10 protein-coding genes are annotated in these 13,130 nt (G+C 63.8%); 1 reads left to right on the top strand and 9 read right to left on the bottom strand.

Going from position 1 to position 13,130, the window contains the following annotated elements:
• The first annotated feature begins 4 nt into the window (after positions 1-4).
• Entirely contained in the window at positions 5-2,767 is a 2,763-nt protein-coding gene (locus SAB01S_RS07560; protein WP_062732459.1) for a [protein-PII] uridylyltransferase, read from the top strand.
• 11 nt (positions 2,768-2,778) lie between these two features.
• Here the strand turns inward: SAB01S_RS07560 and SAB01S_RS07555 are convergent, their stop codons facing one another.
• From SAB01S_RS07555 to SAB01S_RS07515, 9 genes are all read right to left on the bottom strand, one after another.
• On the bottom strand, positions 2,779-3,282 hold the full coding sequence (locus SAB01S_RS07555) for a L,D-transpeptidase family protein (RefSeq protein ID WP_062732458.1): 504 nt from the start codon (positions 3,280-3,282) through the stop codon (positions 2,779-2,781).
• The gene (gene ribA / locus SAB01S_RS07550; RefSeq protein WP_062732457.1) at positions 3,279-4,349 is read right to left on the bottom strand and encodes a GTP cyclohydrolase II; all 1,071 of its coding nucleotides are present in this window, start codon (positions 4,347-4,349) and stop codon (positions 3,279-3,281) included. Before ribA ends, SAB01S_RS07555 begins: the two co-directional genes overlap by 4 nt.
• A complete protein-coding gene (locus SAB01S_RS07545; protein WP_062732456.1) occupies positions 4,349-5,146 on the bottom strand; it encodes an exodeoxyribonuclease III in 798 nt (265 codons plus the stop codon). Before SAB01S_RS07545 ends, ribA begins: the two co-directional genes overlap by 1 nt.
• A gap of 266 nt (positions 5,147-5,412) precedes the next feature.
• Positions 5,413-6,051 carry a LolA family protein gene (locus SAB01S_RS07540; protein WP_062732455.1) on the bottom strand — a complete coding sequence of 213 codons (639 nt, stop codon included), beginning with the start codon at positions 6,049-6,051 and terminating at the stop codon, positions 5,413-5,415.
• A 270-nt stretch (positions 6,052-6,321) separates the two neighbouring features.
• Positions 6,322-8,643: a DNA translocase FtsK gene (locus SAB01S_RS07535; protein ID WP_062732454.1), complete on the bottom strand. Its 2,322-nt coding sequence runs from the start codon at positions 8,641-8,643 to the stop codon at positions 6,322-6,324.
• Between the two features lie 102 nt (positions 8,644-8,745).
• Entirely contained in the window at positions 8,746-9,234 is a 489-nt protein-coding gene (locus SAB01S_RS07530) for a GNAT family N-acetyltransferase (protein ID WP_062732453.1), read from the bottom strand.
• Positions 9,231-10,136, bottom strand: coding sequence for a DMT family transporter (locus SAB01S_RS07525; RefSeq protein WP_062732452.1), 906 nt, complete (start codon positions 10,134-10,136; stop codon positions 9,231-9,233). The genes SAB01S_RS07530 and SAB01S_RS07525 overlap by 4 nt, the downstream gene beginning before the upstream one ends.
• 14 nt (positions 10,137-10,150) lie before the next feature.
• Complete coding sequence (ispG, locus tag SAB01S_RS07520) at positions 10,151-11,311, bottom strand: flavodoxin-dependent (E)-4-hydroxy-3-methylbut-2-enyl-diphosphate synthase (protein ID WP_062732451.1); 1,161 nt, start codon at positions 11,309-11,311, stop codon at positions 10,151-10,153.
• An 86-nt stretch (positions 11,312-11,397) separates the two neighbouring features.
• On the bottom strand, positions 11,398-12,699 hold the full coding sequence (locus SAB01S_RS07515) for an OmpP1/FadL family transporter (RefSeq protein ID WP_062732450.1): 1,302 nt from the start codon (positions 12,697-12,699) through the stop codon (positions 11,398-11,400).
• Positions 12,700-13,130: the final 431 nt, after the last annotated feature.

The raw sequence follows: 13,130 nt of genomic DNA, 5'->3' as shown, positions 1-13,130 counted from the left end.
CAGCATGGTGATGCAATTCCCCGCTTTGGGATCGCGCCGCGCGATCATCGACCGGCGCGCCATTTCCGACCGGATCAACGCCCTGGCGCAGGAGCACCGCGGCGATCCCATGCGGCTGCGCGGTCTGATCGTGCAGGAATTAAAAGCTGCGCTCGACCATGGCCGGGCGGATGTCGCACGCCGGCTGGAGGCACGACCGACCCGTGGGCGCGAAGCGGTAAGCGCCTTTGCCTTCCTGATCGATCAGATATTGCGGCTGCTGTACGATGCGACGACGCATCACCTCTACCCCGCCGGCAATCGCAGCACGGGCGAGAGGATCGTGCTGATCGCCGTGGGCGGCTATGGCCGGGGCGAAATGGCACCGCACAGCGATGTCGATATCGGCTTCATCACCCCCTGGAAGCCGACCGGCTGGACCGAGCAGGTGATCGAATCCATGCTCTATTCGCTGTGGGACCTGGGGCTCAAGGTCGGGCACTCCAGCCGCTCGATCGACGAAACGATCCGCATGGCCAAGAGCGACCTGACGGTGCGCACCGCCTTGCTGGAAGCGCGCTATATCTGGGGCGACCGCTCGCTTTATGAGGAAAGTTCGGCCCGGTTCGATGCCGAAGTGATGCAGGGCAATGCCCGCGCCTTCGTCACGGAAAAGCTGGAGGAGCGCGACGAGCGGCACCGGCGCATGGGCGACAGCCGCTATGTCGTCGAACCCAATGTGAAGGAAGGCAAGGGCGGCCTGCGCGACCTCCACACCCTCTTCTGGATCGGCAAATATGTAAACCGCGTCCGCTCCGTCGCGGAGCTGGTCGATGTGGGCCTGCTCACCCAGGCGGAGCTGCGCCAATTCCAGAAGGCGGAGGATTTCCTCTGGGCGGTGCGCTGCCACCTGCACAGCATCACCGGCCGTGCCGAGGATCGGCTAACCTTCGACCTGCAACTGGAAACCGCGACCCGGATGCACTTCACCGGACGCGCCGGTCGGTCGGGCGTCGAGCGCTTCATGCGCTATTATTTCCTGAACGCCAAAACGGTCGGCGACCTGACCGCCGTCTTCCTGGCGCATTTGGACGATCAGCTCGGTCCCAAGGGGCGCCGCTATATCCCCAGCCTGTTCCGCAGGCCCAAGAAGCTGGAAGGGTTCGTGCTGGATCGCGGGCGATTGAGCCTGCCGAGCGACGATTTTTTCCAGGCGGACCCGGTGCGCCTCCTCGAGATATTCGCACTGGCCGACAAGCACGGGCTTCAGATTCACCCCAGCGCGATGCGCGCTGCCAGCCGAGATGCTGGCCTGATCACCAACAAGGTGCGCAAGGACGCGCGCGCCAACGGCTTTTTCATGGATGTGCTGACGTCCCCGCGCGATCCCGAAACGGTGCTGCGCTGGATGAACGAATCGACTGTGTTCGGCCGCTTCATTCCCGATTTCCGCCGCGTCGTCGCGCAGATGCAGTTCGACATGTATCATCATTATACGGTCGATGAGCATACGATCCGCGCGGTTGGCCTGCTCGCGCGTATCGAAAAGGGAGAGCTTGGCACCGACCATCCGCTCGCCACCGACCTGATGGGGAAATTGCTGTCGCGCCGCGTTCTCTATGTTGCGGTGCTGCTGCATGATATCGCCAAGGGGCGCGGCGGCGATCACAGCCTGTTGGGCGCGGACATCGCCGACACGCTCTGCCCGCGCCTTGGCCTGACCGCTGCCGAAACCGAAACCGTCGCCTGGCTGGTGCGCTATCACCTCCTCATGTCCGCCACCGCCTTCAAACGCGATCTGGCCGATTACAAGACCATCCTCGATTTCGTGGAAGTGGTGCAAAGTGCCGAGCGACTGCGCCTGCTGCTGTGCCTCACCGTCGTTGATATTCGCGCGGTGGGACCGGGCGTGTGGAACAGCTGGAAAAGGCAGCTGCTGGGCGATCTCTACGAAGCGGCGGAGGAGGTGCTGCGGCTTGGCCACAAGCAGAAGGGGCGCAGCGAGCGGGTGGCCGCGAAACAGGATATGCTGCGCCAGACATTGGGCATGAGCGAGGAAACGTTTGACGCGCTCAGCAGCCGGCTACCCGAATCCTACTGGATCGCGGAGCCTGAAGATATCCTGATCCACAACGCTCAGCATATCCTGAAAGCGGGCGATTCGCCGCTGTCGATTGCCGCGCAATATTATCCGCAGCGCGGCGCGACGCTCATCACCGTCTACGCAGCCGACCATCCGGGCCTGTTCTATCGGATCGCGGGCGCCATTCATCTGGCCGGCGGCAACATCATCGACGCGCGCATCCATACGACACGCGACGGCGTCGCCATCGACAATTTCCTGGTGCAGGATCCGCTGGGCGGCGCGTTCCACAGCCCCGAACAGCTCCAGCGCATTCGCAGCGCGATCGAGGATTCGCTGTCGAACCGCCATCGCCTGATCACGAAGCTGTCCGCCCGGCCCCTGCCCCGCACCCGCGCCGAAGCGTTTCGCATCGAACCCAATGTGCTGATCGACAACAAGGCATCAAATCGCTTCACCGTGATTGAAGTCAATGCCCGCGATCGGCCTGCATTGCTGTTCAGCCTTGCCAACGCGCTGTTCCAGTCGAAGGTCACGGTCCACAGCGCCCATGTCGCCACCTATGGCGAGCGCGCGGTCGACACCTTTTACATCACCGACCTGATCGGCGGAAAGATCGAGAGCAAGGCGCGGCTCCAGACGCTGGAACGCCGGCTGCTGGCGGCGGCCGGCGGCGAAGTGGGCGAAGCGCTGGAGCGGGCCTGAGCGCGCGAAGATCAGGGACGAATGTCCATGACATCGCCGGGTCGCAGCAGCGGGAGCAGGCGCAGCATGTCTGCCCGCTCCACGGCCACGCATCCGGCGGTCGGTCGGCCTTCCGACAGGTGGAAGAAGATGGCGCTCCCCTGCCCTGCGACGGGCGGCGCGTCATTATGGCCCAGCACCACGATCACATCATAGGCGTCGTCGCTGCGGATCAGGCTTTCGGCCGAAAAGGCGCGCGGCAGTCGGACGGGGCGATTATAGGCGAGGTCCGCGCCATCGTCGGACCAGCCATCATCTGCGCGAACCCAGCGCCATGGCAGGTGGATATTGCCCGCCGTCACCCTGCCTAGCCGTAGCAGGACACCCCGCAACGGCCAACGCCCGATCGGCGTGCAGCCATCGCCTTCCCGCTTGTCGGCAGCCACGCAGGCGCCGCCCCTTCCAATGGTGCAATCCATCATCAGGTCGCCAAAGCTCAGCTGCCCGGCAGCGCAATCGACGCGGATTACGTTCAAAGCTGGTGCCCGGTCCGGTCGCGCTTGGTGGCGAGATAGCGTTCATTATGCGGATTGGTCGGCAGGATGATCGGCAGACGTTCGGCCACCTTGATCCCGGCTGCCTCCAGCCCTGTGACCTTGTTGGGGTTGTTCGTCAGCAGCCGCACCGTGCTCACGTTCAGCAGGTCGAGCATCCGCGCTGCGACCGAAAAGTCGCGCGCGTCGATCGCAAAGCCCAGCCGGACATTGGCGTCGACCGTGTCGAACCCCTGATCCTGCATCGCATAGGCGCGCAATTTGTTGACCAAACCGATCCCGCGCCCTTCCTGCCGAAGATAGAGCAATATGCCCCAGGGCGCGTCGGCGATCCGGTGCAGAGCCTCGTGCAATTGCGGGCCGCAGTCGCATTTCAGGCTGCCCAGCGCATCGCCGGTCAGGCATTCGCTGTGCAGCCGGACCACCGGCGGGGACCCATCGCGTTTCCCAACGATCAGTGCGACATGCTCGCGTGGCTCATCGGAACTGCGGAAGGCGACGATTTCCGCGGTTTCGCTGGCCGACACCGGCAGGCGCGCACGGGTGGCTATGGCCAGATGGACAGCGTCGTCATAGGCGGCGATATCATCGGCGCTTGCCTCCGCCTCTGCGTCGCCATCGGGGGCGCTCACGAAATAGGCCGGCAGGATACCCGCCAGCCGCGCCAGCCGCAGCGCCGCCTGGGCGGCATGGGGGCTGACGAGGGGCCGCGCCCGGAACGGGCCCTTGAGCGGCGAAGAAAGGTCGAGGACCGGATCGGCGATGCTGGTTGCAACATCCGCATCGATCCAGGGCATACGCTCAATCTGCACCGGACGTTCAGGGTCCGCCGCCGCCAGCTGGTTGGCGAGCTTCAAGGTTTCGGCGCGCGCAGCGGAAATCAATATGTCGGCTTTGCCGTCGGGATCAAAGGCCGCCAGCGTCACCGCATCCGCGCCCTCGATCGCCATCAGCCGGATCGCGCCGTCGTCCGCGACCAGCCGCACCGCCCAGCCCCGGCGCAGCGCGTCGATCGCCCGCGCAGCGTTGCGCCCCGCCCTGCCCACCATTAGAAGGCGAAGTCCGTGATGATCGGAATATGGTCCGACGGCTTGATCCAGCTGCGCGCCGGCTCGATCACGCGGTGGCCGACCGCCTTGTCCGCAACGTCGCGGGTCATCCACATATGGTCCAGCCGTCGCCCGCGATCGGACGCCGCCCAGTCCTTCGCCCGATAGCTCCACCAAGTGTAGAGCCGGGCGGGCGCGGGATGGAAATGGCGGCCGATATCGACCCAGTCGTTCGATGACTGCAACCGGCCCAATATCTCGCACTCGATCGGGGTATGGCTGACCACGTCAAGCAACTGGCGATGGCTCCACACGTCGCATTCCAGCGGCGCGATGTTGAAATCACCGGTCAGGATGGTGGGCTTGTCCTCCAGCGCCGCCGACCATTCGATCATACGCTCCAGAAAATCCAGCTTCTGGCCGAACTTGGGGTTTACCTGGCGATCGGGTACGTCGCCGCCAGCAGGCACATACACATTTTCGATCCGTACGCCATTGTCCAGCCGCACGCCGACATGGCGCGCCTCGCCATTGGCCTGCCAGTCCAGCCGATCATCTTCATGGATGGGCACCTTGCTCAGGATCGCGACCCCATGATGCATGCGCTGACCGTTCAGCACCTGATGCACATAGCCCATGCGCCGGAACATATCGGTGGGGAAGGTTTCGTTCACCACCTTGGTTTCCTGCAAGCACAAGATGTCGGGGGATTCCTGCCGCAGCAAGTGTTCGACAATGTCGATGCGGGCGCGGACGCTGTTGATGTTCCAGGAGCAGACAGAAAGGGTTTGGGCCATGGGCTTGCCCTAAAAGCGTGCGGGACGTTGCGCAAGCCGCCCGCATGTTCACCGGCGGCGGACAATGTAAGACCCCCGCTCCGGGGGCGTGGAACGGGGGTCTCGATCGCGCCCTTGAAGCGCTTCGCAGCGAAAGATGGGGACCGGGTAACAGGGGGGAAATCCCGGTTTTGCCTTCCGCTGTGAAATCTTGATTAGCCCTGCGGATATGAGCGGCAGATGAACGGCGCGGAAAGTTTTTCCATCCGTCGCGCCGGACGCTCCGGTCAGCCGCCTGCGGAGCGGCCGCGCGGACGCGGGTCGGTCCAGCGAAAGGCATTATTGTCCACCTGCACCCCGTAACGCTGATTGGTCAGGCGCACGGCCGTGCGATTATTCTGCGAATCAAGCGCCACCCAGCCATAGAGCTGCAAGCCGGCGGGACTCGCGGCGTCGCGCTTGAAGATCATGGTGATGGTGCCGAACTCCGGCCGTTTGGGGTCGCGCGCCTGCACGGACAGGATTGACGGGTCGTCGGTCGGGATCACCTTGCCGAATTTCGACAGATCCTTGCTTGGATCGATCAGCGCACCCAACGGCGAATTTCCGATCGGCCAACGCTGCACCTGCCGCACTTCATAGTCGATGACGGTCAGCGCCTTGCCGTCTCCCACGATCAGCAACGGAACGCCCTTTTGATACTGAAAGCGGATTTTGCCGGGCTGCTTCAGCGTCAGCTTGCCAGTCAGCGTCTGGCCATTGCGGTCGGTCTGGCTGAAATCGGCGGTCATGGTCGTCACCGCGCGGATATAGGCATTGACCCGCGACAGGTCCGACTGGTCCTGCTGCGCGGCCGCCGGCACGGTCGGCATGACCAGAGGCGTGGCGGCAAGGACCAGCATAAGGGGCGCAACGATGCGCTTCATGGCGTGTAACTCCGGTTCGTTCCTATGGGATCTGACCTAGAAGGCGGGGCTTGAACCCGCTGTGAACCCGCTCGTTCCGAAACTGCAAGGATTTGCGCAAGCGAAATCCTCCGTTGTCCCGTTCGCCCAAATCAAAAAAAGGGCCGGTCCGAAAACCAGCCCTGAAAGTTTTTAGGAGAGGATGCCTGAAAGGCCCGTTCCTTATGCCGTCAGGCCGGCGTCCGCTCAAATGCGAAGGCTTCGATCACGATTGCAAGTCCTGCAATCGCATCAGATGGGATTGCCATTCTCGTCGCGCAGCACTTCGCGCCGGCCGACATGGTTGGGCGGACCGACTAGGCCCTCCTCCTCCATTCGCTCGATCAGGCGCGCCGCGCTGTTATACCCGACGCGCAATTGCCGCTGGAGCCAGCTGGTCGAGGCTTTCTGATTTTCGAACACCAGCTGGCACGCCTTGCGGAACAGCTGCGCGTCCGGGCTGTCATCGCCAAGATCGACGCCATCGAGCGCAAAGCTGCCTTCCTCCGGTTCCTCGGTGACGGCGGAGATATAGTCGGGCTGCCCCTGCGCGCGCCAATGGTCGGCAACCATCCGCACTTCGTCATCCGATACGAAGGGACCATGAACGCGGGTCAGGCCCTTGCCGCCATGCATATAGAGCATGTCGCCCTTGCCCAGCAGCTGTTCGGCACCCTGCTCGCCCAGGATGGTGCGGCTGTCGATCTTGCTGGTGACGAAGAAGCTGATGCGGGTCGGCAAATTCGCCTTGATTACGCCGGTGATGACGTCGACCGATGGGCGCTGGGTTGCAAGTATCAGGTGGATGCCTGCCGCGCGCGCCTTTTGCGCGAGGCGTTGGATCAGGAATTCGACTTCCTTGCCCGCCGTCATCATGAGGTCGGCCAGCTCGTCGACCACCACCACGATCTGCGGCAGCGGCTGGAAATCGAGCTGCTCCTCCTCATAGATGGGCTTGCCGGTTTCGGGATCATAGCCGGTCTGGACGCGCCGGCCGAGCGGCTTGCCCTTGGCCTTGGCGGCGCGCACCTTCTCGTTATAGTTGGCGAGATTGCGGACCGAAATGGACGCCATCATGCGGTAGCGGTCCTCCATCTGCTCCACCGCCCATTTGAGCGCGCGGATCGCCTTGCTCGGTTCGGTCACGACCGGCGACAGCAGATGCGGGATGTCGTCATAGGTCGACAATTCCAGCATCTTGGGATCGATCATGATGAGGCGCAGCTGGTCGGGCGTCATGCGATAGAGCAGCGACAGGATCATCGCATTGAGGCCCACCGACTTGCCCGACCCGGTGGTGCCCGCGATCAGCAGATGCGGCATGGGGGCGAGGTCCGCGATGATCGGCTCCCCCGAAATATTCTTGCCAAGAATGATCGGCAAAGTTGCTTCCTGGCCGAATTGCTCGCTGGTAATGAGTTCGCGAAAGGACACGCCCTCCCGATTGGCATTGGGCAGTTCGATGCCGATGACGGTGCGCCCCGGAATCGTCGCGACGCGGGCCGACAGGGCCGACATGTTACGCGCAATGTCGTCGGCGAGCGCGATGACGCGGCTTGCCTTGATACCCGGCGCGGGTTCCAGCTCATACATGGTGACGACCGGGCCAGGGCGGACTTCGGTGATGTTGCCCTTCACATGGAAATCGTCGAGCACCGATTCGAGCAGCCGGGCGTTGCGCTCCAGCGCGGCCTTGTCGATCTTGCCACCCTGATGGGCAGGAATGGGATTGAGCAGATCGGGCGAGGGCAGCGAACTGTTGCCGAACAGATCGTCCTGACTGACGGGGGCCATGGCGCGCTGCACCGGGGCGGGCTTGGGCGCCTGGATCGTGATCGGCGGCTTGGGCTCGTTCGATACCTGGCGGCGCGGTGCGATGATGCGCTCCTCTTCCTCCTCCGCCTGCGACATCGGTTCAGCGGCCGGGCTTCCCGACAGCGCCAGGCTGGGACGCGGCAGGGTCAATCGCGGAAGGGTCGGGCGACGCAGCGCGATGATCGGCTTTTCCAGCGCCAGACTGCGATAACAGATGAACAGCCCGATGATCAGCGCCAATACGATCACGCCACCCTTGATCCAGGGGGCGGCGGCCGGAGCCTGCACCAGCAGGCTGCTAATCCCCTTGGCCGTGACCAACCCGATCACCCCGCCCCAACCGGCAGGCAGACCGACCAGGGGATCGGTCTGGAACAGGGCGAGGGCGATGCCAATCAGGATGATGCCGAACAGGCATTTGCCGAACTGGCCCTTCCACCCCTGCATATCCTGGTCGCCCCAGAGCCGACGGGCCGTGACCGCCATCAGTGGCAGTATCAGCGCCACCGGCACACCCAGCAGCCAGAGCAGAAAATCGGCCGCCCAAGCGCCGGGCGCGGCCATGATGTTGGCCACATGATCGCCCGCGACCGTGTTCATCGACGGATCGCTCGGCGCATAGCTGAGCAGCGCCAGCGCCAGGAACAAGGTCCCCAGCACCAGCGCGATCGCGCCAATCAGCGCGCCGCTGCGGATCAGGCTGCGCTTGAGCATTTCACGCCATTCCGGCGTGCGTTTGACGGTGCGGCCGACGGCCATATCCTGTCTGTGTCCCCCAAATGTTCCGTTTCGGCACAATGCGCCGAGGGGGGAGTCCGCGTCAAGCCCGCGGACCTTCAGCCTGTCGTGCCGAGGCCTGGCTTACGACGGGAGCGCAGCCAACCGGACCAGTGCCTGCCCATCGACCCGCTGGACGGTCCATTCGTCCATCGCGCGTGCACCCAGCGCCCTATAGAAGGCGATGGACGGTTCATTCCAGTCCAGCACCGACCATTCCAGCCGCGCGCAGTCCCGATCGATCGCGAGCGCCGCGAGGCGCGCCAGCAACGCCTTGCCCGCACCCCGCCCGCGCGCCTCCGGCAGCACAAACAGATCCTCCAGATACAGGCCCGGTCGCCCTTCAAAAGTAGAAAAATTATGGAAGAACAAGGCAAAGCCCACCGCCGATCCGTCCGCCTCCGCGATCAGCACTTCCGCCATCGGACGGGGTCCGAACAGGTAGCGGCCAAGCATGTCGCGGTCCGCCTTCACCTCATGCGCCAGCCGTTCATACTCGGCGAGCGACAGGATGAAGCCGTGGATCGTGTCGATGTCGTCGGCTTGCGCCGCGCGCACAAGAATGCTGCTCATGCCGTCCCTGCCTCCACATGGGCGATTGCCGCCCGTTTCGAGCGCGCCGCGATAAGGCAGCCGGCAACGATCAGCAAGGCGCCCGCCAGCGTCGCCAGCGTCAATGGCTCGCCAAAGATCAGCCAGCCGATGATCGCCGCCCAGATGAAGGCGCTATATTCGATCGGTATCAGGCGCTGCGCCTCCGCGCGGGCATAGGCCCAGGCCAGCACCGCGAGCGAGGTGAAGGCGAGGGTTGCGGCGAGGAGCACCAGCGGGGCGGCGTCCAGCGGCGGCATTGCCAGCCAGAAGGGCGCTGCCAGGGCAAAGACCCCCAGCATGACAAGATGCTGAAAGAAGGCGACCTCGATCGGGGAGGCCAGCTGCGCTTGCTTGCGCTGGATGATGAGGTTCCAGGCGAAGAGCACCGCGGACGCCAGCACCGCCAGCGCGCCCAGCAGGGCATCGGGCTCGTAGCGCCCCTGCAACCGACCGGACAATATGACCGCAACGCCGATCAGACCCAGGAGCGACGCGCCAATCGCACGCCGCCCGACGCGTTCCCTGAGCAGCCACGCCGCCAGATAGAGCGCGATCAGCGGCGCGATGAACGACAGGGCGATCGCTTCGGCGAGCGGCAAGCGCAAAATAGCCCAGAAAAAGAGCGCCGCCATGAAAGCGACCACGACGCCGCGCAGCAGATGGATGCGCAGCACCGCAGCGCCGGGCCAGCGCTGCCGCGTCGCCAGCATCAATAGGAGGCCCAGCACCGTCCCCGCGAGCGCCCGCCAGAAAAGGGCATTGTAGAGCCCAATCGCCAGCCCCAGCCCCTTCATCGTCGCATCCATCACAGAGAACAACGCGACGCCCAGGCAACAGACGACAAAGGGAGCCGCGACATTATGCGGCGGTGAGGCGTCCATAGTTGCGCTTTGTCCTATTCGGCCGCTTCGACCTTGCCGGCGTCCGTGGATTCGGCCTCCAGCTTGGCCGCTTCGATCTCGGCCGCCTTGGCTTCCACCAGACGGACGATATGGTCGACCATATCGGCGTCTTGAACCGTATGGTCGGTGACACCCGACAAATAGACCATATGCTTGCCCGCCCCGCCGCCGGTCAGGCCAATGTCGGTTTCGCGCGCTTCACCCGGGCCGTTGACGACGCAGCCGAGGACGGAGAGCGACAGGGGCGTATGGATATGCTGGAGCCGTTCCTCCAGCGCCTGCACGGTGCGGATCACGTCAAAGCCCTGCCGCGCGCAGGAAGGACAGGAAATCACTTTCACGCCGCGGGTGCGGATGCCGAGCGACTTCAATATCTCATAGCCGACCCGCACTTCCTCTTCCGGCTCGGCGGACAGGGACACGCGGATGGTGTCGCCGATGCCGGCCCAAAGCAGATTGCCGATGCCGATTGCGCTTTTGACCGTGCCGCCGATCAGGCCGCCTGCTTCGGTAATGCCCAGATGCAGCGGACAATCGACCGCCTCGGCAAGGCTCGCATAGGCGGCGACGGCCAGGAACACGTCGCTGGCCTTCACCGCGACCTTATATTCGTGGAAATCCTGGTCCTGGAGCAGCTTGATATGGTCAAGCGCGCTTTCGACCAGCGCTTCGGGGCAAGGCTCGCCATATTTTTCCAGCAAATCCTTTTCGAGACTGCCAGCATTGACGCCGATGCGGATGGAGCAGCCATTCGCCTTGGCCGCGTCCACCACTTCCTTGACCCGCGCTTCGCTGCCAATGTTGCCGGGATTGATCCGCAGGCAGGCCGCGCCGGCATCGGCGGCTTCCAGCGCGCGCTTGTAGTGAAAATGGATATCCGCGACGATCGGCACGCGCGCGGCGCGCACGATCTGTTTCAAGGCGGCGGTTGATGCCTCGTCGGGGCAGGACACGCGGATGATGTCCACGCCCACCTCCTCGCAGCGGCGAATCTGGTCGATCGTTGCTCTGACGTCGTGGGTGGGCGTATTGGTCATCGTCTGGACGCTGACCGGGGCGCCCCCACCCACGGGCACATTGCCGACCATGATCTGCCGGCATTGGCGGCGGGCGATATCGCGCCAGGGACGCAGGCCGGGATTATGGTCGGACATGAAAAAGGGGCTCCGTGATTACGAAGCCCCTATAGTCCTTCACGCGCCGGGTTGAAACCGCCGACGCGCACAATCGCACGCCCGGATCAGAAGCGGACGGTCAGCGACGCCGCGACCTGATCCGCATTGCCGCTGGTCTGCGCCAGCGTGGTGGCGGTTACGGTGGCCGGCGCCGGGAAATAGCTGTCGGGGCGAATGATGTTCGCCTTCTCGACGAAGGTGTGCGCGTAGCTGAGGTTCAGCGCCATCATTTCCGACATGTTCCAGGTCGCGCCGCCGGTCAGCCAGACGCGGTCGCCATCGGGCACGCGGGTGGTCAGATATTGCGGATTGGTTGGCGTGCGGTCGAACATCGTGCCGGCGCGCAGCGTCAGCGCGGGACTGACATCATATTCGCCGCCGACGCTGACCGAATAGCTGTCCTTGTAATCCAGTTCCTTGTTGGTCGTGCCGGTCGCGGACGTGACCGCGATGCCCTTGAACTTCGACCAATTATACCATTTGCCGGTGATCATCGCGCGCAGCTGCGGCGTCAGGCGGTGCATCATGCTGACGGTGACGATATCGGGCAGGTCGAGCGGCGCGGTCGCGGCGAATTCGCCATTGGCGGCTGTCAGCGGCGCTGCCAGGCCGGAGATGATCTGGGTTCCTTGCAGCTTGTGGCTGATGCCGGAACGATAATGGACGCCGAAATTGGTGTCGCCCGAGGTGTAGAACAGACCGGCATTCCATCCGACCGACCAGTCATCGCCCTTGAGGCTGGTGAAACCATCGGTCGGAATGAGCGGCGACACCTGCGGCAGCGCGTTGGTCAGCGTCGCCTTCACATATTGCACGTCGACGCCGCCGCCGATCGACAGGTTGTCGGTCAGCTTATAGGCGGCCGATGGCTGGATATTGTAGGTTTTGAGGTCGGTGTAGAGCGAGTCGTACCGCCCGAAGAAATCATCATCATATTCCAGCTTCAGCCCGAAGGGCGCGTTGACGCCCAGGCCCAGCCACAACTTGTCCGTCACCTGCGCGCTGGCGTAAAAGCTGGGTACCGGAATGACGCTTTCGAACGGATTGCCGCCATCGCCGCCCGTCACGGGGACGCGCACGGTCGATCCGGGAACCGAACGATAGCTCCCACGATTGGTCTGGTGCGCCGACGCCATCAGGGCAGAGGCGCCGGCGGACAGCTGCACGCCCTGAAGCTGCGTCATCGCCGCCGGATTGAAATAAATGGTGGACGGATCATCCCCTGCCGCAGCGCCGCCCGACAACGCGCGGCCAATTTCGATCGGCGACTGTTCCTGCAAATAGAAACCGCCGGCCAGCGCGGGAACGGGCGCAGCCAAGGCGGCGGTCGCGACAAGGGACCAGGATAGGTGGCGGGTTAAAGACATGGGGTGCATCCTCTATTGTTGGCGACTCTTCTTCGGTCCGGGTCAGACGCGGCCTCCACCGTGCGAACCAGCCGGTAACGCAGGCGACTTATCAAAGATGATGTGAATTTCCAGTATATCCGCCGCTGTTCGCCGCACTTTTGCTGGCCTTGTTGCGTGCATACGACATGGTGACGCTACGGCTGCCGGACGCCATCGGGGCGTGGCCGGGACGAAAAAAAAGCCGCCCGGAAAGGCGGCCTTGAAGTTTTAGGAGAGGATGCCTGAAAGGCCCGATCTTTGTGCGGCGCAACAAGGATTATCGCAAATGCGAATGGAGTAACGGCGATTGCATTTTCTGCAACTGAAGCCCGGAAGACAGCTTTCCGTAAAGGAAGTTGCGAAACGATGTCCAGATCTTGGGCCGGCTCCCCGTCGCCTTCCGCTGATTT

Origin of the sequence: Sphingobium abikonense NBRC 16140 (assembly GCF_001598335.1) — a bacterium.
Classification (GTDB): domain Bacteria; phylum Pseudomonadota; class Alphaproteobacteria; order Sphingomonadales; family Sphingomonadaceae; genus Sphingobium; species Sphingobium abikonense.
The sequence above is the reverse complement of the archived record's forward strand: the minus strand, read 5'-3'. Positions and strand labels throughout refer to the sequence as shown.

Excerpts from the sequence above, each read along its gene's own strand:
- SAB01S_RS07560 (WP_062732459.1), top strand. The coding sequence starts at position 5 with ATGGTGATGCAATTCCCCGCTTTGGGATCGCGCCGCGCGATCATCGAC.
- ribA (WP_062732457.1), bottom strand. The coding sequence starts at position 4,349 with ATGGTGGGCAGGGCGGGGCGCAACGCTGCGCGGGCGATCGACGCGCTG.
- SAB01S_RS07545 (WP_062732456.1), bottom strand. The coding sequence starts at position 5,146 with ATGGCCCAAACCCTTTCTGTCTGCTCCTGGAACATCAACAGCGTCCGC.
- SAB01S_RS07540 (WP_062732455.1), bottom strand. The coding sequence starts at position 6,051 with ATGAAGCGCATCGTTGCGCCCCTTATGCTGGTCCTTGCCGCCACGCCT.
- SAB01S_RS07535 (WP_062732454.1), bottom strand. The coding sequence starts at position 8,643 with ATGGCCGTCGGCCGCACCGTCAAACGCACGCCGGAATGGCGTGAAATG.
- SAB01S_RS07530 (WP_062732453.1), bottom strand. The coding sequence starts at position 9,234 with ATGAGCAGCATTCTTGTGCGCGCGGCGCAAGCCGACGACATCGACACG.
- SAB01S_RS07525 (WP_062732452.1), bottom strand. The coding sequence starts at position 10,136 with ATGGACGCCTCACCGCCGCATAATGTCGCGGCTCCCTTTGTCGTCTGT.
- ispG (WP_062732451.1), bottom strand. The coding sequence starts at position 11,311 with ATGTCCGACCATAATCCCGGCCTGCGTCCCTGGCGCGATATCGCCCGC.
- SAB01S_RS07515 (WP_062732450.1), bottom strand. The coding sequence starts at position 12,699 with ATGTCTTTAACCCGCCACCTATCCTGGTCCCTTGTCGCGACCGCCGCC.